The sequence below is a fragment of the Streptomyces sp. NPDC048389 genome, from assembly GCF_040706335.1.
Classification (GTDB): Bacteria; Actinomycetota; Actinomycetes; order Streptomycetales; family Streptomycetaceae; genus Streptomyces.
The window spans coordinates 66,692-86,774 of the sequence record NZ_JBEZKP010000001.1 but is presented as its reverse complement, the minus strand read 5'-3'; the positions used below and the strand labels follow the sequence as shown (position 1 = coordinate 86,774).

Here is a 20,083-nt window from a genome sequence, read left to right as displayed (position 1 = left end):
CGCCGGTCTATGACCTGGTGTCCGGCAGCACCGGCTGGAGGTTCTGCCAGCGTGAGATCTCGCAACCATTGCTCCGCTTGAAGGTGGCGTCGACGTGCCGTCCCTGCCAGGTCCCGGTGATCCGGGCGGTCGCCGGGCCACCGAACTGCTGGGTGCACATCCGGCCCGTCGGCACGGGGGCGAAGGGGTCCTGCTGCTCCCGGGAGAGCTCCTCGAGGCGGCTGCAGGCCGACTCGGCCGCCGGGTGCGTCCCGCCGACGGGCCCGCATTCGAGCTCGTACGTGCCGTCCGTCCGGGCATTGCCCGTCTCGGAGACGATCACGGTCAGCCGATCGGGTCTCTCCAGCAGCGGCAGGGGCAGGGGCAGGGGCAGCGGAGAGGCGGCGGCACTTGCGGGCACGGCCGCCGCCAGCGCGGCGGCGGACGCGGTTGCGGTGAGGACGAGGCGGCGCAGCATGGGGTCTCCTGGAAGGTCACGGCTCCGGCCGGGGGCCGGGACTGGCCCCCGGCATGTCTAACGCTGCTCACGTCCCGGCGTTGCGCAACCGCAGATGCTTTTTGCTCTGCGGGCCCGGTGCCTAGTACCGTGGACGGCGATTGGTGACACGCCACTGGGCTGTGTCATCATCTGCACGCACCACCCGCACACGCGGGTGTGCTGGAGGCGTCGCCTAGTCCGGTCTATGGCGCCGCACTGCTAATGCGGTTTGGGTCTTAAAGCCCATCGAGGGTTCAAATCCCTCCGCCTCCGCCAGCTGATCACCGAAGCCCCGGCCACCAGGCCGGGGCTTCGGTCGTTCCCAGGGCCGCGCAGATACACCCGTTCGGGTATTTGCGCAGGTCAGGCAGGGTGTGGCTAATGGATTTCGCGTCGCGGCGCAGGTCATGTAATGTTGTTCCCGCAACGCCGACCGGGCAGAAAAGCCCGCCGGTAACAAGCACTCGTAGCTTAACGGATAGAGCATCTGACTACGGATCAGAAGGTTGCAGGTTCGAATCCTGCCGAGTGCACAACAGGCCAGAGGCCCTCAGGAGAAATCCTGAGGGCCTCTGTCGTATGCCGTGACGGCGGTGGTTGACGGCAACCGTTCCGATCGCGCCGGCCCCCTCGCGGAGTGAGGGGTGATCCGCCTGCCGGCGTCAGGTGAGACTCCCCTCCCCTCGTTTACGGCGCCCTTGATCGGCAAGGACCCGGCTTTGTTGAGTCCGGGGCGGCCCTGCTGGGCCATCCGGGTTGTCGGTGGGTGTCGGTACTCTGGTGTTGGGCTCTGCCGAAAACACAAGATGTTGTGGTGCTCTGACGTACTCCATGGCGCATGTTGGGGTGTCTTGCTTGCTGGCGGGTCATCCGGGGTGCTTCACTTGATCCGCCAAACCAAAACAGGCCCCGACCGGGGCCCAACTTGGGGTTGGGCGCACGGCAATGGGGCCTGATGCGTTGGTCGCGCCTTGGGACCTTATCGCCCTCTCTTGGTTCCTCCAAGATGGGCAGCTCGGCGCGTCCGGCTCCGGAAACGGATGTGCCATGGCAGATCGACCCAACACCCGGGATGTGTCCAAGCGCGACGATGGCTGGGCGGTGACGAAGCCCGGAGCCGAGAAGGCCAGTGCGGTCCTGCCGACTCAGGCAGAGGCAGTCGCTCGTGCCAAAGAGATCCTGGCCAACGACGGTGGCGGAGAGCTTCGCGTTCGCGGCAAGAACGGCCAGGTGCGGGAGCAGAACACCGTTCCGCCGGGGAGTGACCCGAAGAAGTCGAAGGGCTGATCGCGATGGGCAAGTACGTGATCAACAAGGACTTCAGCGAACAGCGTGAGGTTGAAGCCGCCGGCTTCAAGACCGTTGGCGACTTCATCGACTTCTACACGGTCGATGGCGACGGTGACATCGTCGTGACGCTCAGAATCCGGTCCGCTCGGGTGGAGACGATTGACCTGATCAGCGGCTGACTCAGGTAGGCCGTGCTGAGACGGAGCCCTCGCCAACGCGGTGAGGGCTCCGTCTCGGGATGTGCAAAACCACAGTGGGTTCCAGTCAGGGCCTCGGTTTCGCCTCTACCTACTCGCTCACTTCATGTCGTCGTCCCTCCGTAGGGCTTGGCCGACGCGGTCGAAGGCGGAGCGCTGGGAGTCCAGCCGCACGAAGGTGTAGATGCCCATGGTCACGCGGATCGAGCTGTGGCCCAGGACCTCCATGATCATGCGGGCGTCGGCGCCCTGTTCGTGGAGCAGGGACGCGCACGTGTGGCGCAGGTCGTGGAAGCGGACCTTGCGCACGCCGACGCGGGCGGACAGGGCCTCGAAGGACCGGTTCAGGTTGCGGGGCTCGATGGGAGTTCCGTTCTTCGTCGTGAAGACGAGGCCCTGCCCCGTCCCCTTCCAGTTGGTGCTCGCGGCTTTCTGGTCGGCGATCTGCTGGGCGCGCTGGGCACGGAGAGCGGTCACGCATTCGGCCGGCAGGGCAACGCGACGGGCCGAGCGCTGAGTCTTCGGAGCGACGATCAGCAGCTCGCCGCCCACGCGCTGAAGAGCCTGCCGGACGGTGAGAACCTCCTCGTGGAGATCCACGTCCGACCAGCGCAGCCCCAGCAACTCACCCCGCCGGAGGCCGATGCGGACCGCCATCTCGTACGCGGCCCACAGTCGGTTGTCCCGTGCCGCCGCCAGGAGCTGATGCCCTTCCGCAGCGGTGAGCGGTTCGATCTCGCGCTTGGTGCCCATGCTCAGCTCCACGTTCCGGGCCACGTTGCGGGGCAGCTCATCCTCCCGCACGGCGTGCTGGAGAGCGGCACGAAGGATCACAAGCAGGAAGCGGACGGTCCGGTCCGAAGGGAGCCTCTTGCAGCACTTGCCGAGCGCGCAGCAGCGCCGCTTGTGCTCCGGCCGCTTCTTGTCCTTCCCCTGCGCGCAGCACTGGCAGGTGGCCGCCGTCTTCATGAGGAAGGCCCGGATGTCACGGGCGGCGAGCCGGACCAGCTTCTTCTTGCCGAACTCCGGGGTGACGTAGTTCCGGACGAGGGATTCGTAGTCGACGTAGGTCGTCGGACGGACCTTGGTCTTGGCGACGTTCGCCAGCCAGTACGCCAGGTACTCGGTGATCGTCATCTTGCTGGTGGCCACCGGAAGGCCGCTGAGCGAGTCGGCCTTGAGTTTGGTCAGCTTCTCGTGCGCCTCGTCCCAGTTCTTGCCGTAGACGCTGCGCCGCCTGTACGTGCCGTCCGTCGTCAGGACGTACGCGCTGCCCTCCCAACGGCCGTCCTTACGCTGGTAGATGGTGCCCTCGTTGTTGGCGTTCTTCTTCGGCTTGGCCATCAGGCGGCTTCCTGTTCGGTGCGGAGGGATACGTAGGCGTCCAGCGCGGCTTCGCTGATGCGGCGACAGCGGCCGATCTTGAAAGAGGCGAGTTCGCGCGAGCGGATCAGGTCGTGGACCTTCCAGCGGCTGATACCGAGACGCTCGGCGACCTGGTCCACCGTGAGCACGGCGGTCGTCATGCAGGCACCAACCCTTCGTGCTTGAGGCGTGAGATGTGGGCTATGTCGTGGCGGACCTGGGCGGCGAGGAGTTCTTCACCAGGGCGGTAGCCGCTGCTGAGGTAGGTCCAGGAGGAGGTGGTGACGAGGGTGGTGCTTTCGTCGGTGGCGGGGAGGCCGGCGCGGGTGCGGGCGGCTTCGGTCTGGGCGAGGCGCCAGGCGCGGCGTACGTTGCGGAGGGCGCCGAGGGTGGTGGAGTAGGCGCGGGACTTGGTGGAGAAGTGGCCGCGGAAGCCGAGCATGTGGGCCCACTTCCAGAGCTTGAGGTGGGCGAACTCCGGCAGGTGGCCCAGCGCCCAGGCGGTGCGGATCATCTGCCGTACGTGCTGCTGGATGGGCAGGGCCTTGATGGGTTCGGCCTGTCCGGCGCCGTCGCAGTCGGCGCACACGTCGTGGAAGCCGTCGGGGCCGCGTACGTAGCCGCGTCCGGCGCAGGGGCGGCACATGAGGGTGCGGTCTACGGTGCCGGTGCCTTCGGCGTCCTTGGTGGCGTACTTGGCGACGTATCCGGCGACCTTGGCGTCGGTGTACTCGGCAACGCGAGCGTCCGTGAGTTCGCCGTCGCCCAGGGCGGTGATGGGGTCGACCTTGTACCGGCCGCCCCAGGCGATGACGCGTTCGCCGATGGCGTCGGACTCGACGGTGAGCCGGGCACGCTCGACGGCCAGACCCACGGCGGCGCTCAGGGCGTCGAAGGTGGCCCAGGGCGGGGGCGGGCTGGTGTGACCGTCGGGGCCGTCGAAGCGGATGACGGCGTGGAAGTGGACCAGGCCGCGCTTCTGGTACTCGGCGACCTTGGCGAAGGAGACCCGCAGGGCCGAGTTCAGGGCCTTCTGCGTCATGCCGAGGTGTTCGGCCAGGGCGCGGCGGAGGTAGGTGGTGAAGCGTGCCCAGAGCTGTCCGGCGTGGGCGTTCCACAGCACGGCGCCGGAGTAGTCGTAGGTGGCCGGGTTCAGTGGGGTGCCGAGTTCGGGGGCGTCTTCGGCATGGGTGTCGCCGCAGGCGCAGGGGCGGGGCTTGCCCGCGTTGGTGGTGGGGCGGTTGTGGACGGGGCCGAAGGAGGGGGCGGTGAGGGTGACGAAGGCGCGGGGGTGGTCGCGGACAGTTCCGGCGACGTTCTTGCCGCCGGACAGTCCGGCCTTGATCAGGTGATAGGTGTCGGCGGCGTAGACGCGGGAGCAGGCGGGGCAGCGCGAGGCGCGGCGGTTGCCGCAGGTGGTGAGCAGGCGCCCGGAGGGTTCGTCTTCGGAGCTGTAGGAGCGGACCACTTCCTTGGTGGCCGCGTCGGTCGTGACGGTGAAGCCGTGGAGGTTGATGGGGCTTGTGCAGCCACGCAGGTCGCGGATCTGCTGCTGTACGCGGTCGAGTCGTGGGTGTTGGCCAGCTCGATCAGGTCCCGCAGGCCGGGGCTGATGATGTGGTGCAGGTCGAGGGGGCGGCGCATGAGTGGCGGGGTCTCCCTTCTGGCGTGAGGGTGGGACCTGCGGGCAGCAGCGATCAGCGCTCGGGCTGCTGCCCGCAGGCATGACGGGTCGACTGGCCCAGGGGCGGGCGAAGGCGGGCGGTGCCGGGAAGGCCGGCGGAGGGTGCGGCGCTACAGGGTGGCGTGGAGGGCGGTGGCCATGGGCAGGCCGATGCCGAGTCGCCTCTTGAGCTGGGCCGCGGCGATGGGGTCACCCGCCTGGTCGAGGCTGGGGCGAAATCCCGCGCAGATGGTCAGCAGGTCCTTGTCCTTCAGGTGTCGCAGCATGGTGCGGACGCCTTCCGGTGCGGTGATGATCAGGGTCTTGATCTGTCTGGTGACGTCGGCCCGTTGCTGGACCGCGCTGCGACGGGCGACTCGCAGGGCTCGAAGAGCCTCGACTCGGCCGTCACGGAACTTCGGCGTGCCTGTGCGGCGTTCGGCGAGGGCGGCCCGGGCCGCTGCCTCGGCGTCGACCGGGTCGGACTTGCCCTGCCAGCGGCGGGTCTTGCGGTCCGGACGGTCGATCTCGACCACCGTCACGTCGTGTTCACGAAGGTAGCGGGACAGACCGGCGCCGTAGGCTCCGGTCCCCTCGACCCCGGCCAGCACCAGGGTGCCGAAGGAGCGGAGCCAGGTCAGGAGCTTGCGGTAGCCGAGCGCGGAGGCGGGGAACTGGGCTGAACCCAGGACCCGCCCCGCCGAGTCGATCGCGGCTGCGGTGTGGGTATCCTTGTGGGTGTCGACGCCGCCGGTGACCTCGACCTCATGCTGTGCCATCGTGGATCGTGCCGTCCTCTCCATTCGACCGGGCGGGATGGCACCCGTCGGCCGGGAGGACGGACAAGACAGTGATGGGGCCTCTGGCCAGGCTCTTATGAAGTCACGTCCCCCGGTCCGGCGGATGCACGCGAGCGCCCCCCGGGCAGAGCCGACAAATCCCGTTGAGGACCCTGAGTCAGTCAGGCGGTGGGTCAGACCCCGCCGGGGAACGCTCACGTACATCCTCACTGTCAGGCGGCGAGCGGCATGGAGCCGTCGTCGTCCGGGTCGGTCTTGGTGAGGTCGACGACGGTTCGTCCGGTCAGGTCCTCCAGGAGCTGGGCCGGGTGGCGCACGAGGTGGGCGGTCTGCTCGGCGACGCGGGCGGCGTCCTGGTCGGCGACGTAGGGGGTGCGGATGCGGACGAAGCCGGGACGGCCGTGCTGGGACATGACCGCCACGCCGACGTAGGCGGGGTCCTGGAGGTTGACCGGGCTGGCGTCGGGCCACTCGCGGATGTCGTCACCGAGCGCGGCCACGGCGGCGTCGGCGGTCTTCTGCGCGAAGGACAGTCCGATCGGGCACACGTCGCGGATAAAGGTGGGGATCGCGTCTCCGGTGGTCTTCTGCGTGGTCAGGAAGGTCAGGAAGCCGACCGAGCGGCCCTTCTTCACCAGGTCCTCCACGAGGCGGGCGTTCTCCGCCGCGAGCGCGGCCAGCTTCTTGGTGGCGGGGTCAGAGCCCTTGTAGTCGCGGAAGTAGGTGTGGGCCTCGTCGATGACGATGACGATCAGCGGCCAGTCCTCCGAGGGTCCGACGTGCCACAAGTTCTTCACGCCCAGCACGCGGCGGATGGACGCGGAACGGGCGCGGCGCAGCTGCACCAGTTCCTTCAGCTTCTCGTTCGCCTCTTCCAGGTCGTCCCCGCAGAACTCGAACGCCCGCTGCACGAGGTCGGCGTAGTCGCCCTCTGCGCGGCGGGTGACCACCAAGCTGCACTTGAGCGCGGACGGCCGTTGCCGCCCGTTGTCTCTGATCGTCACACCGGGGCAGCGCGCGGACTGCACGCAGTTCGAGCCCGTGCTGGAGAAGATCCGCGTCCTCAGGCGTGGCCCGGGCCGGCCCCGCAAGAAGCCCGACAGCGTCGCGGCGGACAAGGCATACAGCAACGGGCCTTGCCGCGAGTACCTGCGACGACGCGGCATCCGGCACACCATCCCGGAGAAGACCGACAGCCAGGCCGCCCGCCTGCGCAAAGGTTCACGCGGCGGACGGCCACCCGGCTTCGACGAAGAGCGCTACAAGAAACGCAACACCGTCGAACGAGCGATCAACCGGCTCAAACAACACCGAGCCGGCGCGACCAGATACGACAAGCGCGGATACGTCTTCCTCGGCACCGCAACAGCCGCAGCCCTCACTATCTGGCTCCGAACATGAGCGACCGGACAAGTCCGCCCGTCGGCCGTCCGGCCCGACTCGTTACCCCAAGGCGCTTGACCTCAAGTCAAGTTGAGTTTCTACGTTCTTCCCATGACCACTTCGAGCAGTACCTCAGCCCCCTTCGCCCCCTCCCACGACGACGCCGGCCTCATCGCCCAGCCCATCGGATACTGGGCCAACGCGGCCGGCCAGGCCGTCGTCCAGAACATCCGGACCGCGCTCGGCGTCCTCGGCCTGACCCAGCCCGCCTGGTGGGTCCTGCACCACCTCAGCGAGCGCCCGAAGGGCTGGGGCCGCGCGGAACTGACCGAATTCCTCAGCTACTACCCGGGCCCCGACGATGACCTGCCCGGCGACATCGACAGCCTCGTCGCCCGGGGCCTGGTCTCCCAGAACGAGGACGGGCACCTGCTGCGGACCGAGTCGGGCGCGGAGCTGTACTCCCGTGCGGCGGCGCGGCAGTCGGAGCTGCGCCGCCAGGTACACGAGGGCATTCCGGACGAAGAGTACGCCCGCACCCTCAAGGTCCTCCAGCGCATGATCCACAACGTGAAAGGTGACGCGTGGCACCACTGATCCGGGCGGGCGGCCCCGGTTCACCGCTCGCGCCGCCCGGCTCCCCGGACCGGTGCCTGTCCAGCATGATCCGCCGGACAGGCCCTAGCCGGAGCTGACGGCAACTGTGACGGCAACGACGGCACTCACGCACCGTTGATCACAGTCACCAGCGAACAGCCAAGAGGATGAGGGAGCCCCCGTCTCGTAGGCTGCCCGATCCTACGGATCAGAAGGTTGCAGGTTCGAATCCTGCCGAGTGCACACAGGCCAGAGGCCCCGGACGAAAGTCCGGGGCCTCTCGCGTTGTGCGCCCAGCATGGGCGATTGCTTGGGGGTGGAAGTCCCCTGGGGGAAGAGGTGGTGCTAACCCCGAGCCGGAGGCAAGGGCGTCATCGTGAGGTGGGGTCTGGAGGAAGCCCGAGGCGAGACCTGGGTACCGAGGAACACGAACCGTGTATGAGGCGTGCTGGCCGGGTGAGCCTGCAACGGAAGGTGAAGCCCGTCTCCACCAAGAAGGCCAGTGCGTAAACGCGGCGGGGATCCAGGGACAGTGATCGTTCTTACCTGGGGAGTGAGGGGCCCCGCGTTTTCCGGACAGTCGTCTGACCGCTGATTTCACGCGGCGATACGCAACTTCTGGTACTCGACGTGGACTTCGCGCGGTGGGCGGTAACCCACCGCCGAGTGAAGGCGCTTGCGATTGTACCAGAATTCGATGTAGCGGGTGATGTCCTGGCGAGCGGCCTCACGGGTCAGGTAAGTCACCCGTGACACGCGTTCGTTCTTCAGGACGCTGAAGAACGATTCGGCCATGGCGTTGTCAAAACAGATTCCGGTGCGGCCGGCAGATTGACGGAGCCCGAGTCCCTTGAGCTCCTTCCCGAACTCGGCCGACATGTAGTTACTTCCGCTATCGGAGTGGAATATCGCACCCTTCGCGAGCTTCCTGTTCCGTGCCGCGTTCCGGATGGCCCGGGATATGAGAGGGGTTTGATAGTGGTCGTCCATTGCGTATCCGATGATTTCCTTCGTGCAGCAGTCGATGACGGTCGCCAGATACAGCCACCCCTCTCCAGTCGGTATATAGGTGATGTCGCCGACGAGTTTTTCTCCCGGCGCGTCAGCGGTGAAGTTCCGGCCGACGAGGTCGGGCAGGGGGCCGGGTGCATGCCGGGTGAGGCCGAAGCGTTTCGGCTTCGGCTGGCAGGGCTCGAGGCCCAGCTCGCGCATGAGTCGGCGGACCAGCTCCAAGCCTGCGGCGATGTCCCAGCGGTGCAGCTGGGCGTGGATGCGCCGGTAGCCGTAGGTGCTGTCGGAGTTCTGGAATGCCTTCTGGATGAGCAGCTTCAGTTCCTCGCGCCGCTGGACCGTCGCGGATTCCGGACGGCTTCTCCAGTTGTAGTAGCCGGATTTGGAAACGCCGAGCCGGATGCACATGAACTCGACGCTGTACGCGTACTCCGCCGTGTCGATCCGCATCTCATCGATGAACTCGTACTTGCTCGCTACCGGGGATCCTTCGCGAAGTACGCCGCGGCTTTTTTCAGGAAAGCGTTCTCCATCTCCAGTTCACGGTTGCGGCGCTCGAGCTCTTTCAGTCTGGCGCGTTCACTCACCGAGAGATCCGCATCGGCGGGCGGCTCGTGCTGCTTCTGGTACTTCTTCACCCAGCCTCGGAGTGTCTCCGGGTTGAGCTCAAGTTCGCGAGCTGTCTCGGAGATGGTCTTGCTGGACCGGAGCGCAATCTGGACGGCTTCGTCGCGGAACTCCGGCGAGTACTTGCTCGGTGGCGCCACTGTTTCTTCCCTCGATTCCTTACAGGACAACCCTATTGGGTCCCTGTCCGGGATCTTCGGGGCCCCTCAGCCGTCCTGTGGCGGCCGGAGCATGGAGTGGACCGTCGGTCGTGCGATCTGTTGCTCGATGAGCAGTGCCAGTTTGGGCGGCAGGAGAACTGGGTTGCGTTCGATGGTGAGGTAGGCGTCGTCTCCAGTGCGTTCGAACCTGTCAGTGGTCAGTTCGACCAGGCGGACGACGGGCAGGGCGTAGAGCCCGATCAAAGCGCCCGCGATGCGAACGTCGAGGGGGAGTTGGTCGTCGTTCAGACAGCGTTTTAGTTGCTCGTTCAGCGCAGTTTCGGTGATGAACTGCGTTGGGAGACCGGTTCGCTCTGCCGTGAGGGTCATCGTGCTGTTGAGTCGTCGGGCCTTGGCCCATCGGATGAAGGCTCCGATCGACCTTCGGCGTGTGGCATGAGTGGTGAGCCAGATGTCCAGGTCCTCCTGGCCGGCTGCGGCCAGGTCGAGCTGCTTCTCATCGAGCCAGTTCAGGAAGTCGATCGCGGCGCGGATGTCCCTGCGATCGCTGGTGGCGGCGTTGGTGGTGTACCGGCCGCGGGTTGACCGGCGTCGTGCGTTGCGGATGATGTGCCACTCGGCGAAGGGGCGGATGATCTTCATCTGATGCTGCGGAAGTCGTGCCAGAGCATCGGCAGACCACAGTTCCAGACGGGCGAGGTTCTCGTTTCGCTCCGGCAGGACGCCGGTCGCCACCAAGAGCTTCCGGAAGTGATGGGTCGTGTTGTAGTCCGCGGACAGAGCGTCCAGAGACGCATGGGTGATCTCCGTGTCCTGGGACACGAACTCGGTGAGGATCTTCGGGCCGGAGCTGGTCCGAAGCCAGGTCAGTACGGACCGTGGGTGGTCGCAAGCCGCCGTTTCGCGGTCTGGGCGCACCAGGCGGCGAACCCTTCCGGGGCAGGCGGCGCGGCGGCCCACTGGGCGAGGAGTTCCTCCAGCCGCCGCCCGGCCCGCGCGATGTCGCACACCTGCCGGGATGCCACCGGGCACGGCGGTCCGACGGGGTGGCAGGCCAGGACCCGATGCAGACGGCCCACCGCCTCGCCCACCGCCTCGCCCACCGCCGCCCACCGGCCGCCGGACAGCCCGCCCTCGGCCGTCTCCGCGCCCGCGACGTACTCCGTCACGGACACCGACAGCCCGCCCTCGCGGTCCTCGGCCACGTAATTACGGGTCGCCGTTCCCGCCGGGCCCTCGCTCATGTCGGTCGGCGTGATCCTGTACAGCAGCGCCAGGATCCCGGCCATGACCATGACGTCGGACTCGGCACTCATCCCGGCACCCCCGACGGCGCTGGCCTGCGGACGGACAGGGCTCGCCGCCCGTTCCCGAGAGGTGTGCTCACGCCGTTCACCAGCCCAACTGGGAGTAGGGGCGACCTTCGGCGATGGCGGCCAGAGCCGTCCGGGTGTAGGGGACGAGCCGCTCCGGGAGTTCGTGGGTCGGAAACCACTGCCAGGTCAGGCACTTGTCGTCCTCGAGGACCTTCGGCTCTCCCTTCCAGCGGAGGGCACGGAACACGAGCTGTATCAACGGCTGGCCGCCCGGCGTGTCGACGACGTGGACGACGTGCGCGAGATCCACGTCCGCAGGCTCGATGACCAGCCCCGCTTCCTCCCACGCCTCCCGCACCAAGCACGCGACCGCAGACTCCTGCTCGCACCTGCCGGCCAGGTAGTGCCACGTGTTCCCCGCGTACGCCGAGTCGGGATGGCGCAGACCCAGGAGCACCCGCCCCTCGTCGTCCTCCAGGTGGAGGTGGACACCGACCCCGTTCAGCACGGTCCGACTGCCCCCAGCGCACGGAGCAGGGACGACAGCCGGCCCGCCGTCCGACGCGTTCTCGGCCGCGTGCCGGCGAATGAGGTCTCGCGTCGCCGGGCTCAGGCGCAGCCGATCCAGAACGTCCAGAGTGAACCACCTCAGCAACACGCCCTCGTGCAGCCGGAGCCGGTCGGGGTTGCCACGCCACCGGCCCGCGAACACCTGGACCGGGACGCTGAGGCCGTCGACGCTGGTGGCCTCCTCCACGGCGTACGGCTCCAAGCCCTCCAGGCGAAGGTCGGGGACCTCCTCGGACAGATTTCGCAGCAGCGTGCCCTCAAGGCTCTGGTCGTCGTGCGTGCGGCCGCCGCCGAGAAGGGCGAACGCCCCCGACTGCCAGATGACACCGGGCTTGTGGTCACGCAGATGGAGCAAGTAGCGGCCGTCCCCGTCGTAGGTGAGCGCGGACGCGTTCACCGGCTCCGGCCGGCCGTCCAGCCGCGCCTGGAGAAGCTTCTCGCGCAGTGCCGGCGACGTGACCTCCGACATGGCGAGCCACTCGGCGCCGGACACCTCCGCGTCCTGCAAGGTGACGGACGGCGGCTCCTCCTCGGCGAGGTAGAACACGTAGCGGAAGTCGTAGTGCTCGTGAGCCGGTTCCCCCTTCGAGGGGCTGGCGTCGATGCCGTGGACGTCGATGTCGACCGGGGAGCCGAGCGTCTGCCGGGTCAGGCACAGGGCCCCGGGCCGGATCCCGGCCTCCTCCGAGACCTCGCGCAGCGCCGCGGCGAGCAGCGTGCGGTCCTCGGGCTCGATGTGGCCACCGGGGGTGAGCACGAGGCCACCGGTGGCCCGGTGCCGGATGTGCAGGACCCGGCACCGGCGGTCGATCACGACGGCGCTGCACGTGACGTGCGCGGGCAGCGTCGTCCGGGCGGTCACGTCGACGGGACGGTCCAGTGCGGCGAGCAGTCCGGCCAGGGCGTCACGCTCGCCTGGGTGGCGGTCGAGGTATGCCTCGACCGTCTTGCGGATCGAGGAGGAGCTGGGTGGCATGAGCGTCGTCTCGCCTTCGACGTAGGGGGCGGGGTGCTGCGGGGCCGGGCTGGTGGAAGTCGCGCTGCTGAAGGTCAGCTCGCCGCCTCGTGGCCGGACGGCTGGACACCACGGGGGCCGGGAAGCCTGTCGGTCCCCGGCGCGAGCCCGTACTGGGCGGCCTGGGCGGTGAACATCCCCTGATACAGGCCGCCCTCGCGAGCCATCAGATCCTCGTGGGTGCCGTCCTCGACGACGCGCCCCTGGTCGAGGACGTAGATGTGGTCGGCGTGCATGGTGGCGGCGAGCCGGTGGGTGACGAGGACGACCGCGTGCCCCTTCTCGGCCAGGGACCACAGCCCCTGAAAGGCGGCGATCTCCGCGTGGGGGTCGAGGGCGCTGGTCGGCTCGTCGACCAGCAGGAACGGCGCCTGCCGGTACCTTGTTCGAGCGGTCCCCAGCTTCTGCCACTGGCCTCCCGAGAGCTGGACACCGCGCTCGTAGCCCTTGAAAACGATCGAGTCCCAGCCATGCGGCAGGCCCTCGACCAGCTCGAGAACGTTTGCCTCGCCGGCGGCCTTGCGGACGCGGTCCATGTCCCGGGGACGGTCGCCGGCACCGATGGCCACGTTCGCGGCCGCCGTCATCTCCCAGCGCGGGAAGTCCTGCGCCAACAACCCGACTTCGGCGAAGACCTGGGCGCGGTCCGCCTCACGCAGCCCGACTCGCTCGCCCGACTCACCCACCCACCACACGTCTCCTTCGGTCGGCAGCAGCAGCCCGGCCAGCACCTTCGTCAGCGTGGTCTTCCCCGACCCGTTCGCACCCACCAGGGCCGTCACCTTTCCCCGCGGCACGCACACGCTCACCCCTTTCAGGGAGGGGCCGTCGGCACCCGGATAGGTGACGGACACCGCCTCCGTGCGCACCTCCCGGACCGGCACGGGCAGCGGCGTGCCGGTGAGCGGGATCGCGTTCTCGCCCGCCGCCGCGATGGCGTCCTCGGTGTCGGTGAGGAACAGCAACTCTTCGTACAAGCGGTTGACCTGCTGCACCAGCGACGTGAGCCGTGCCGTCGACGTACGGATGGCGATCACCACGTTGCCGACGCCGACCGACAGCCGCAGCATGCTGCGGGCCGAGTCCGTGCCGAACTTCCCCGCCTCCAGAATCCGCTGGACCTCCGGCCGCTCGGTCGCCTCCACCTCCACGCCGGTGACGGCCGTGTAGTAGCGGGCGGAGACCGCCCGCTCCACCTGTGGCTCCAGCCGGCCCGACATCGCCGTCGACCACGCCGACAGCACTGCTGTGGCCACCGCCGCGACCGCGAGCACCGCCAGCGACGGCAGCGCCTCGCGGAGCTTGTCCGCGGTCGGACCGTCGGCGAACAGCTGCGTGAGCACGCTGTTGACTGCCACCCAGCCCCCACCCGGCCGCCACGCCCTGCCCGAGCTGCGCCGCCACGAGACCGGCGAGCGCCCGCCGGTCCACCTGCCAGCCGGTGCGCAGCACCATGCCCACCATCCGGGGGAGCGCGGCCGCCATGTGCCCGAAGCCCAGCCGGGTGAGCGGGCCTTCGTGGCGCACGTAGGACTGGTCGTAGCGCAGTCGGCCTCCGTACAGCTCCCGCTCGGCGTCCGAGATGTTCTCCGTGGCTCCGGCCTTCGGGCGGTCCGCAGACTTGTCGCTGCCTGGTTCGATCAGCGTCAATGTGTTCCCCCTTCGTGGACGTGGTGGTGGCGTCGACGTGTTCAACGACGCCGCACGATTTCGAGCACCTGTTCCTTTTGGACGGGTTGTGCACCCTGTGATTGAGCGGGTTTCCGAAGGTGTGCGGTGCACCGACCCTTGCCGCGCAAGGACACGCGGCTCGGGGACGGTGGCCGAAACGCCGATGCTCGGTCGCTGAGGCCGTGAGGTCAGCAGGAGGCCCCGCCCACCTCACCGTGGCGCCCTGAAGCCGCTGGCAGGCGAGCCGCGCGTCTTCCGCTGCGGGTGGCCCGGTTCGCCGGACCGCCTGGATGGCAGGGCGGGCTAGGTGTTCTGTCCCGGGAGGTTGTGGACAGGCGAGCGGGAAGACCACCTTCCAGCTTCCCCTCGCGCGCTTCGGGCGGCAGCCGAGTACAAGCCCTCCGTACTCGCCGAACCGCTCGATGCGCTCGGTCAGGCAACCGGGACTGCCACGTGCCTGACGGACTGCACCCGGTATCCTGCGATCGCGTCTTCAAGGTGGCGTGGGGTGCCGGCAGTGGATCTGAGGAACGGGGGTGGTGCTGCGATGAGCAGCGAGCCTCCTAGTCCGCATGTCGCGTGGTGCCGCCGTCCCGCTGCTGTAGGAGCGGAGTATCGGTTGGTGCTCGCGTGCGGTTCATGCCCGATGTTTTGATCCCACCGCTGTGCCTAAGGACCTGCCATGCCGCAGTCGAACCTGTCCCAGGAGCCGAGCGCGGAGCCGGCCGAGTCGTTGCGGGACATCGTGAAGGACCAGCGGCTGGATGCCGCCCAGGAGTGGCTGGAGGCGCATCCGCCGCATGTGATCGCCGATGAGCTGGCGCGTATGGACGCGGTCGACGCCGGGGTGGCGTTCCGGCTGCTGGGCAAGGACCGGGCCCTGGAGGTGTTCGAGGAGCTGGAGCCGGTCGACCAGCAGCAGATCCTGGTAGGGCTGCGGGACCGCTCCTTCCTGGATCTCATCGAGGGTATGGACCCGGACGACCGGGCCAGGATGCTGCGGGAGGCCCCTGCCAAGGTCGTCAAGCGGGTGCTGGGCGGGCTGAGCCCCAACGAGCGCAAGATGACCTCCTCGCTGCTCGGCTACCCGGAGGGCTCCGTCGGCCGCTACATGACACCCGAGGTGGTCGCGCTGCCGCAGGAACTGACCGTCGAGCAGGCGCTGCGGACCGTACGGGCGAAGGGGGCGGACGCGGAGACGGTGTACACGCTGCCCGTGGTCGACTCCGGCAGGCGGCTGACCGGCATCGTGGAACTGCGCGAGCTGGTACTCAACGCGCCGGACACGATGATCACCAAACTTGTCGTGACCGAGCCGGCCTCGGCGTACGCCACCGACTCGGCCGAGGCCGCGGCCCGTCTGATGCGGGAGACGAACGACCTGAACCTGCCGGTCGTCGACAGTGAGGACCGGCTCGTCGGGCTGTTCACCATCGACGACGCCGTGGAGGTCATCGAGGCGGCCGACACCGAGGACGTCGCCCGCCAGGCCGGCGCCGCTCCGTGGGCCGGTCACTACATGGCCGCCTCCGTGTGGCAGCTCGCCCGCTACCGGGCGCTGTGGCTCAGCCTGCTGCTGGTCGCGGCGACCCTCACTGTCGGCGTGACCCAGGCGTTCGAGGCCACCTTGGAGCAGGTCGCCTCCCTCGCCCTGTTCATCCCCATGCTCATCGGCGCGGGCGGCAACGCAGGCGCCCAGGCCGCCACCGCCTGCGTCCGCGCCCTGGCGGTCGGCGAGGTCCGCGGCTCGGACCTGCTGAAGGTGATCTGGCGCGAATGCCGGGTAGGACTGGTCCTGGGCTCACTGCTGGCCCTGCTCGGCCTGGTGGTGGGCACGCTGGTCGTCAGCGCGAAGATCGCCCTGGTGGTCGGCATCACCCTGGTCATCATCTGCGGATGGGCAGCGACCATCGGCGGCACCATGCCACTGCTGGCCAAACGCCTGCGGATCGACCCGGCGGTCGTCTCCGCCCCCATGGTCACCACCCTCGTGGACGCCACCGGCCTGATCATCTACTTCCTCACCGCGAAAGCCGTCCTGGGCGTCTGAACCCACCCCCGGGACGGAGTCAGACACTGCGGACGGCCCGCAGACGCCGGTACGTGCCATAGACCAGCAGGGCCGCCGCGAGGAGAGCAACCAGCCCGACCTCCCGTCCCGGCCGGGCCATGGCCGTCACCGCGAGACCGGCGTCGGCCGCGGCGATCAGGACGGTGACCACAGGAAAGCGCCAGCGAAGGCCCCGGTCCGCAGGCAGCCTGCCCGCCACAGACATCAACAGGGCAGCGCCACCCAGAACGATCAGCGCGGCGGTGAACGTCAACGCATCCTCCTCGCAGGCCATGGGGATGAGCGCCGGCACGGGGACCGTACCCTTCCAACGGCAGGCGGCGCGCCCCGCCGCGACATCGACGATCTGCCTTCAGGTTGACCCTCGACGACTACCGAGGCGACCGGCGCGGCCGAGTCCCGTCCCAGGTGATCAACTCCGTCGGTGGGCCGCAGCGACCAGCAGGTTGGCAGCTTCGGGTCGGCAGATGGAGGTGCCGTTCGATCCCGGTGGCGTCGTGGCCGCGGACCGCGAGGACCCAGGCCACGTACAAGCAGTACGCGGTCTCCGGCATCTCCACTCACCCAAAGAAGGGGACCCAGCCTCCACCCCGCAGAATCCCGGATCAATCCAGAGCCCACCAGGCTCGGTCCGACAAGGGATGGGAGCGCGGGTACGCCGCCGCGCAGGAGTTTTCCCGCGTGCACGGCCACCTGCGCGTGCCACGGCGCTACCAGTCCGACGGGCTGCGCCTGGACGCTTGGCTCGGCCGTCAACGCGCCGCGTTTCGCGACGGCCGACTGCCTGCTGACTAGGAAGAGGCGTTGAGCCGTCTCGGGATGCGATGGGGAGCTAAGAACGCCAGCCGGTAGTGCCCGTAGGGTGGGCGGTCGATGCTGCCAGGGCGCGAGCCCCGGTCCGAGGTGAGGCCCGGACGTCAGTCCGGGCCTTGCAAGGAACCCGGCCCCCACTCCCGACGCGTGCGGCCCCGACAGGGGCACGCCCCACCGCCAGCCAACGGCCGGCCTTGTTTCGTACGGCTACTGGCCGGCTTCTCCGTCACGTCATGGGTCAGCGCCCTGGAGGTATGGCCATCAGCGAAGGCCGTCGTCCAAGGTGGGGCGATGAGTGCACTCCGACCCGGTGACGTCACCGACGAAATGATCCAGGCCATGGAGACGGCCCCTTGTAGCCCCGAGATCTCAGCGCGACCCGTTGTCGGTGCCGTCCGTAATGATGGGGCGCATGAACGAGATCGCCACGGCCGAATCCTGGACTTCCCGCACGTGGAGCGGATTTGCCGCATCCGCCGCTCTGCAGGGCCTTGTCGGGGCCTTGGGCTGCTGGAACGAGGACTCCTTCGCCAGTATCAGGCGTATCGGCCGCTACATCGAAGGCAGTTGGCAGCCCGGGCCGGGTGAACGGGATGTCCGACCGCCCGTAGCCGGTAGCTGGACGGAGCTGATAGGGCGCCCGGGCGCTCTCGCGCTGCGTGCGGCTGCTCCCGCCACCAGGCCGGAGCGCCGTGAGGTTCTGCTCGACTTCCTGGAGATGTGGGCGCGGACGCCGTTCGCCGACCCGGCATACCGCTTCCGCCTGGGCCGACTGGCCGAGACGACCTCGTTCACCGTTCGCGACCACCAGGGCGCCTCCTTCGGCCTGCACCTGCCGGCTGCGCGCGAGACTCGCTACTTCGAGGCCGTGCTCCCCGGTGGCGAGGCCGCCCCGCGCCCCGAGGAACCGCTCTACGTCGTGGACTGCCACCGTGGTTGGGGTACCCCGGCGCAGTTGCTGCGCCTGGTGGAACTCGTCCGGGAGCGCGGCCCATTCGCCTGGGACGCGGAAGCTGTTCTCGCGTTGAGCGAGGCGACCGGTCTGAGCCGCCCTGCTGCGGCCCTCGTCCTGGCCGGCAACCCCGGTGCGGACGGCTGCTACCAGCCCTTCCTCGACGAGCACGAGCGCGCCGTGTTCGGTTTCAAGGTGGTGGAGCTCGAAGCGGCACGCGCTGAGTTGTCGATGCTGCACGACGACGAGCGGCTCGCCCTGCTCGCCGACGTGATGCCGGCGGACCCCGTGGACCTGTGGGAGCCGGGCGGCCTTGCCCGCGTCGCGGAGCGCACCGCCGCAGTCTGGGTGGAGCAGCACGGAGGCCGTCCGCACGCTCCCTGGAGCACCTGGCAGGCCGCGGTCGCCCTGGAGACCCGGATGCCGGCGACCCACCTGTGCCACCTGTTCCTCGACCCGGCGAATGCCACCCTGCCGCCGGGCTTCTACCTGCGGGTCTGGCCCTGCCCTCCCGAGCACCGCCACCTGCGCACCGCGTGGGACGTCATGGGCAGCTACGACGCCGATACCGTCGCTGACGCCCTCTTCACCGGTCTCCCGTGGGCGTACGCGAACCTTCCCGCCGGGGACCCCGTACGCGCCGGGGCGCCGAAGGCCGTCCACCACCTGCGCAAGGTGCTGGCCGGCCGCGACTCACCAGCCCGGGTCCTCCACTCGGGCGTGATCCGCGGCAACCGGGGGAGCCGGCGCTGGGACTGGCTGACGGACGGCACCTGCGACCGCGTCATGGCCCGCATCACCACCGGCGACCTGCCTGCGGGCCGTTACGAGTCCGACCCGCGCGCCTGCGTCCCCGACCTGGTCGCCGACGTCGCCGCAACCCTCGCCCTGTCCGAGGACCCCGCCGCCCTCTACCTCCAACTCTTGGTACTTCCCGCGCCGTCGGACCGCACTGTGCGGCGCTGGAACGCCTGGACGCCGGCCCGCCACAAGGCGGCCGCAGCGGAACTGCTGTCCCGCGGCCTGGTGGTGGAGGAGCGCCGGGCCCGTGCGGGACGCACCCTCTTCCTGCCCGGCCCGTGGGCGCACGGCAAGAAGCCGCTGCCGCCGATGGAGTCCTGGAAAGCGCCTCTGGTCGGCGCGCAACTGAGCGCCGACGGGAGCACGGTGAGGGCCTTCGAGCTGCTTCCGGGCACGCTCCCCGAGCTGTTCACCGAGGCGTGGCGGCTGGTCCGCAGGGGAGAGGGTCCGACGACCTGACCAGTGACGGTCTCGGAGTGAACGATGCCAGACCGCCAGGAGCCCGGCCCGCGCAGTTCTCCGTGACTGCCGCGCCCAGCGAGACCCCGCAGTAGTTTGTGGTCATGCGAACACACGGCGGGCCGAAGAGGGGTAGCAGGCGTTGGTGGTCCGGCAGCGCGGCAGCAGTGCAAGCCTGTGACCTGCCGCTCCAGGCCATCCCGTTCCCCGGCCACTCCTTCGAAGTCCTCTCCATGGACGCCTAGGGGACTGTCGGGCGGCCGGTAGAGCGACTTCCTCGATTCGGACAGCCAGCTGCGGAGCCGACGGCGGACCCGATGTTGTCGGCTCCTTGATCACTCCGCCTGAGCTGGCACGCCCCTGCCCCGTTCAGCCGGGGATGTCGCGAGGGTCGTCGCCGTAGGTGTACTCGGTGCGGATGCGCCCGTCGCGGCCGTGGACGACGACCTGAGCCGGCTTGTGCTGCTTGGCCTGCTGGCGGGCGGAATTGATCGCGTCCCTCTGCGTCGGATGCGGCTCCGCGACCTTACGGGCGCCCTCCGTGTGCTGGACCTACCACCGCTCCTCACCGCTGCCGGCTGCCGGTGTGATGTGGTAAACGGTCCGCTTCGGCTTCGCTGCCATCGGTCCTCCCAGATCGTCAGGGCTGCTGTCCAGGATCACCCAGCGCCGCCAGCCCCGCAGGGGCACCGCATATCGCTGCTGTGAACCGGGCGGGCGGCCTGCGCGCGGCCGACTCCGCAGTGAGCGAGTGCGGGGTCGTCGTGCGCACGAGTGGCAGGCGGAAACCGAGAACCTAAACTGGCCGTGCTCGGGGCAGGGAGCTGATCCCGCCGTGGCCCA

General features: G+C 68.9%; 16 protein-coding genes, 2 tRNA genes and 4 pseudogenes. 9 read left to right on the top strand and 13 right to left on the bottom strand.

Annotated features, from left to right (window positions below):
- Positions 1-7: 7 nt before the first annotated feature.
- Entirely contained in the window at positions 8-457 is a 450-nt protein-coding gene (locus tag AB0903_RS00415; protein ID WP_366697427.1) for an SSI family serine proteinase inhibitor, read from the bottom strand.
- A 203-nt stretch (positions 458-660) separates the two neighbouring features.
- On the opposite strand from AB0903_RS00415, the gene AB0903_RS00410 reads away from it, so the two are divergent.
- The 4 genes from AB0903_RS00410 to AB0903_RS00395 all read left to right on the top strand — a co-directional run bounded on the left by AB0903_RS00410 (position 661) and on the right by AB0903_RS00395 (position 1,947).
- Positions 661-754: transfer RNA gene (locus AB0903_RS00410), tRNA-Ser, on the top strand.
- Positions 755-938: 184 nt separating this feature from the next.
- Positions 939-1,011, top strand: a tRNA-Arg gene (locus AB0903_RS00405).
- 514 nt (positions 1,012-1,525) lie between these two features.
- Entirely contained in the window at positions 1,526-1,765 is a 240-nt protein-coding gene (locus tag AB0903_RS00400; protein ID WP_366697425.1) for a DUF2188 domain-containing protein, read from the top strand.
- Positions 1,766-1,770: 5 nt separating this feature from the next.
- On the top strand, positions 1,771-1,947 hold the full coding sequence (locus tag AB0903_RS00395; protein WP_366697423.1) for a hypothetical protein: 177 nt from the start codon (positions 1,771-1,773) through the stop codon (positions 1,945-1,947).
- A gap of 117 nt (positions 1,948-2,064) precedes the next feature.
- Here the strand turns inward: AB0903_RS00395 and AB0903_RS00390 are convergent, their stop codons facing one another.
- The 5 genes and pseudogenes from AB0903_RS00390 to AB0903_RS00370 form a co-directional block, all read right to left on the bottom strand.
- The gene (locus AB0903_RS00390) at positions 2,065-3,309 is read right to left on the bottom strand and encodes a site-specific integrase (RefSeq protein WP_366697421.1); all 1,245 of its coding nucleotides are present in this window, start codon (positions 3,307-3,309) and stop codon (positions 2,065-2,067) included.
- Positions 3,309-3,491, bottom strand: a complete 183-nt coding sequence (locus AB0903_RS00385) for a helix-turn-helix domain-containing protein (RefSeq protein ID WP_019324615.1) — start codon at positions 3,489-3,491, stop codon at positions 3,309-3,311. Before AB0903_RS00385 ends, AB0903_RS00390 begins: the two co-directional genes overlap by 1 nt.
- Positions 3,488-4,974 (bottom strand): annotated as a pseudogene (locus AB0903_RS00380) (replication initiator). The gene AB0903_RS00385 and the pseudogene AB0903_RS00380 overlap by 4 nt, the downstream one beginning before the upstream one ends.
- 150 nt (positions 4,975-5,124) lie before the next feature.
- On the bottom strand, positions 5,125-5,772 hold the full coding sequence (locus tag AB0903_RS00375) for a transposase (protein WP_366697419.1): 648 nt from the start codon (positions 5,770-5,772) through the stop codon (positions 5,125-5,127).
- A 233-nt stretch (positions 5,773-6,005) separates the two neighbouring features.
- Positions 6,006-6,725, bottom strand: a pseudogene (locus AB0903_RS00370) (cell division protein FtsK); the annotation flags it as partial.
- A gap of 10 nt (positions 6,726-6,735) precedes the next feature.
- Here AB0903_RS00370 and AB0903_RS00365 point away from each other — a divergent pair.
- Together AB0903_RS00365 and AB0903_RS00360 are read left to right on the top strand one after the other, a co-directional pair.
- Positions 6,736-7,194 (top strand): annotated as a pseudogene (locus AB0903_RS00365) (IS5 family transposase); the annotation flags it as partial.
- 93 nt (positions 7,195-7,287) lie between these two features.
- Complete coding sequence (locus AB0903_RS00360) at positions 7,288-7,773, top strand: MarR family winged helix-turn-helix transcriptional regulator (protein ID WP_366697418.1); 486 nt, start codon at positions 7,288-7,290, stop codon at positions 7,771-7,773.
- A 597-nt stretch (positions 7,774-8,370) separates the two neighbouring features.
- On the opposite strand, the gene AB0903_RS00355 is transcribed toward AB0903_RS00360, so the two are convergent.
- From AB0903_RS00355 to AB0903_RS00335, 5 genes are all read right to left on the bottom strand, one after another.
- Positions 8,371-9,551, bottom strand: a protein-coding gene (locus AB0903_RS00355; RefSeq protein ID WP_366697416.1) for an IS3 family transposase whose coding sequence is annotated in 2 segments (ribosomal slippage) — positions 8,371-9,287 and positions 9,287-9,551 — 1,182 coding nt in all. Because the reading frame shifts where the segments join, the coding sequence is not laid out codon by codon here.
- 66 nt (positions 9,552-9,617) lie between these two features.
- Positions 9,618-10,394, bottom strand: a complete 777-nt coding sequence (locus AB0903_RS00350; protein ID WP_366697414.1) for a hypothetical protein — start codon at positions 10,392-10,394, stop codon at positions 9,618-9,620.
- Positions 10,395-10,438: 44 nt separating this feature from the next.
- On the bottom strand, positions 10,439-10,888 hold the full coding sequence (locus AB0903_RS00345; protein ID WP_366697412.1) for a hypothetical protein: 450 nt from the start codon (positions 10,886-10,888) through the stop codon (positions 10,439-10,441).
- A gap of 76 nt (positions 10,889-10,964) precedes the next feature.
- On the bottom strand, positions 10,965-12,434 hold the full coding sequence (locus tag AB0903_RS00340; protein ID WP_366697410.1) for an NUDIX domain-containing protein: 1,470 nt from the start codon (positions 12,432-12,434) through the stop codon (positions 10,965-10,967).
- Between the two features lie 74 nt (positions 12,435-12,508).
- A complete protein-coding gene (locus AB0903_RS00335; RefSeq protein WP_366697408.1) occupies positions 12,509-13,831 on the bottom strand; it encodes an ABC transporter ATP-binding protein in 1,323 nt (440 codons plus the stop codon).
- Positions 13,832-14,826: 995 nt separating this feature from the next.
- Between AB0903_RS00335 and mgtE the strand changes: the two genes are divergently transcribed.
- Positions 14,827-16,194: a magnesium transporter gene (mgtE, locus tag AB0903_RS00330; RefSeq protein ID WP_366697406.1), complete on the top strand. Its 1,368-nt coding sequence runs from the start codon at positions 14,827-14,829 to the stop codon at positions 16,192-16,194.
- A gap of 19 nt (positions 16,195-16,213) precedes the next feature.
- Here mgtE and AB0903_RS00325 read toward each other — a convergent pair whose 3' ends face one another.
- The gene (locus AB0903_RS00325; RefSeq protein ID WP_366697404.1) at positions 16,214-16,468 is read right to left on the bottom strand and encodes a hypothetical protein; all 255 of its coding nucleotides are present in this window, start codon (positions 16,466-16,468) and stop codon (positions 16,214-16,216) included.
- A gap of 155 nt (positions 16,469-16,623) precedes the next feature.
- Between AB0903_RS00325 and AB0903_RS00320 the strand changes: the two genes are divergently transcribed.
- Both AB0903_RS00320 and AB0903_RS00315 read left to right on the top strand, forming a co-directional pair.
- Positions 16,624-17,010, top strand: a complete 387-nt coding sequence (locus AB0903_RS00320; RefSeq protein ID WP_366697875.1) for a helicase associated domain-containing protein — start codon at positions 16,624-16,626, stop codon at positions 17,008-17,010.
- Positions 17,011-17,440: 430 nt separating this feature from the next.
- Positions 17,441-19,240, top strand: a complete 1,800-nt coding sequence (locus tag AB0903_RS00315; RefSeq protein WP_366697402.1) for a hypothetical protein — start codon at positions 17,441-17,443, stop codon at positions 19,238-19,240.
- A 369-nt stretch (positions 19,241-19,609) separates the two neighbouring features.
- On the opposite strand, the pseudogene AB0903_RS00310 reads toward AB0903_RS00315, so the two are convergent.
- Positions 19,610-19,768 (bottom strand): annotated as a pseudogene (locus tag AB0903_RS00310) (DUF2188 domain-containing protein); the annotation flags it as partial.
- Positions 19,769-20,083 lie beyond the last annotated feature (315 nt).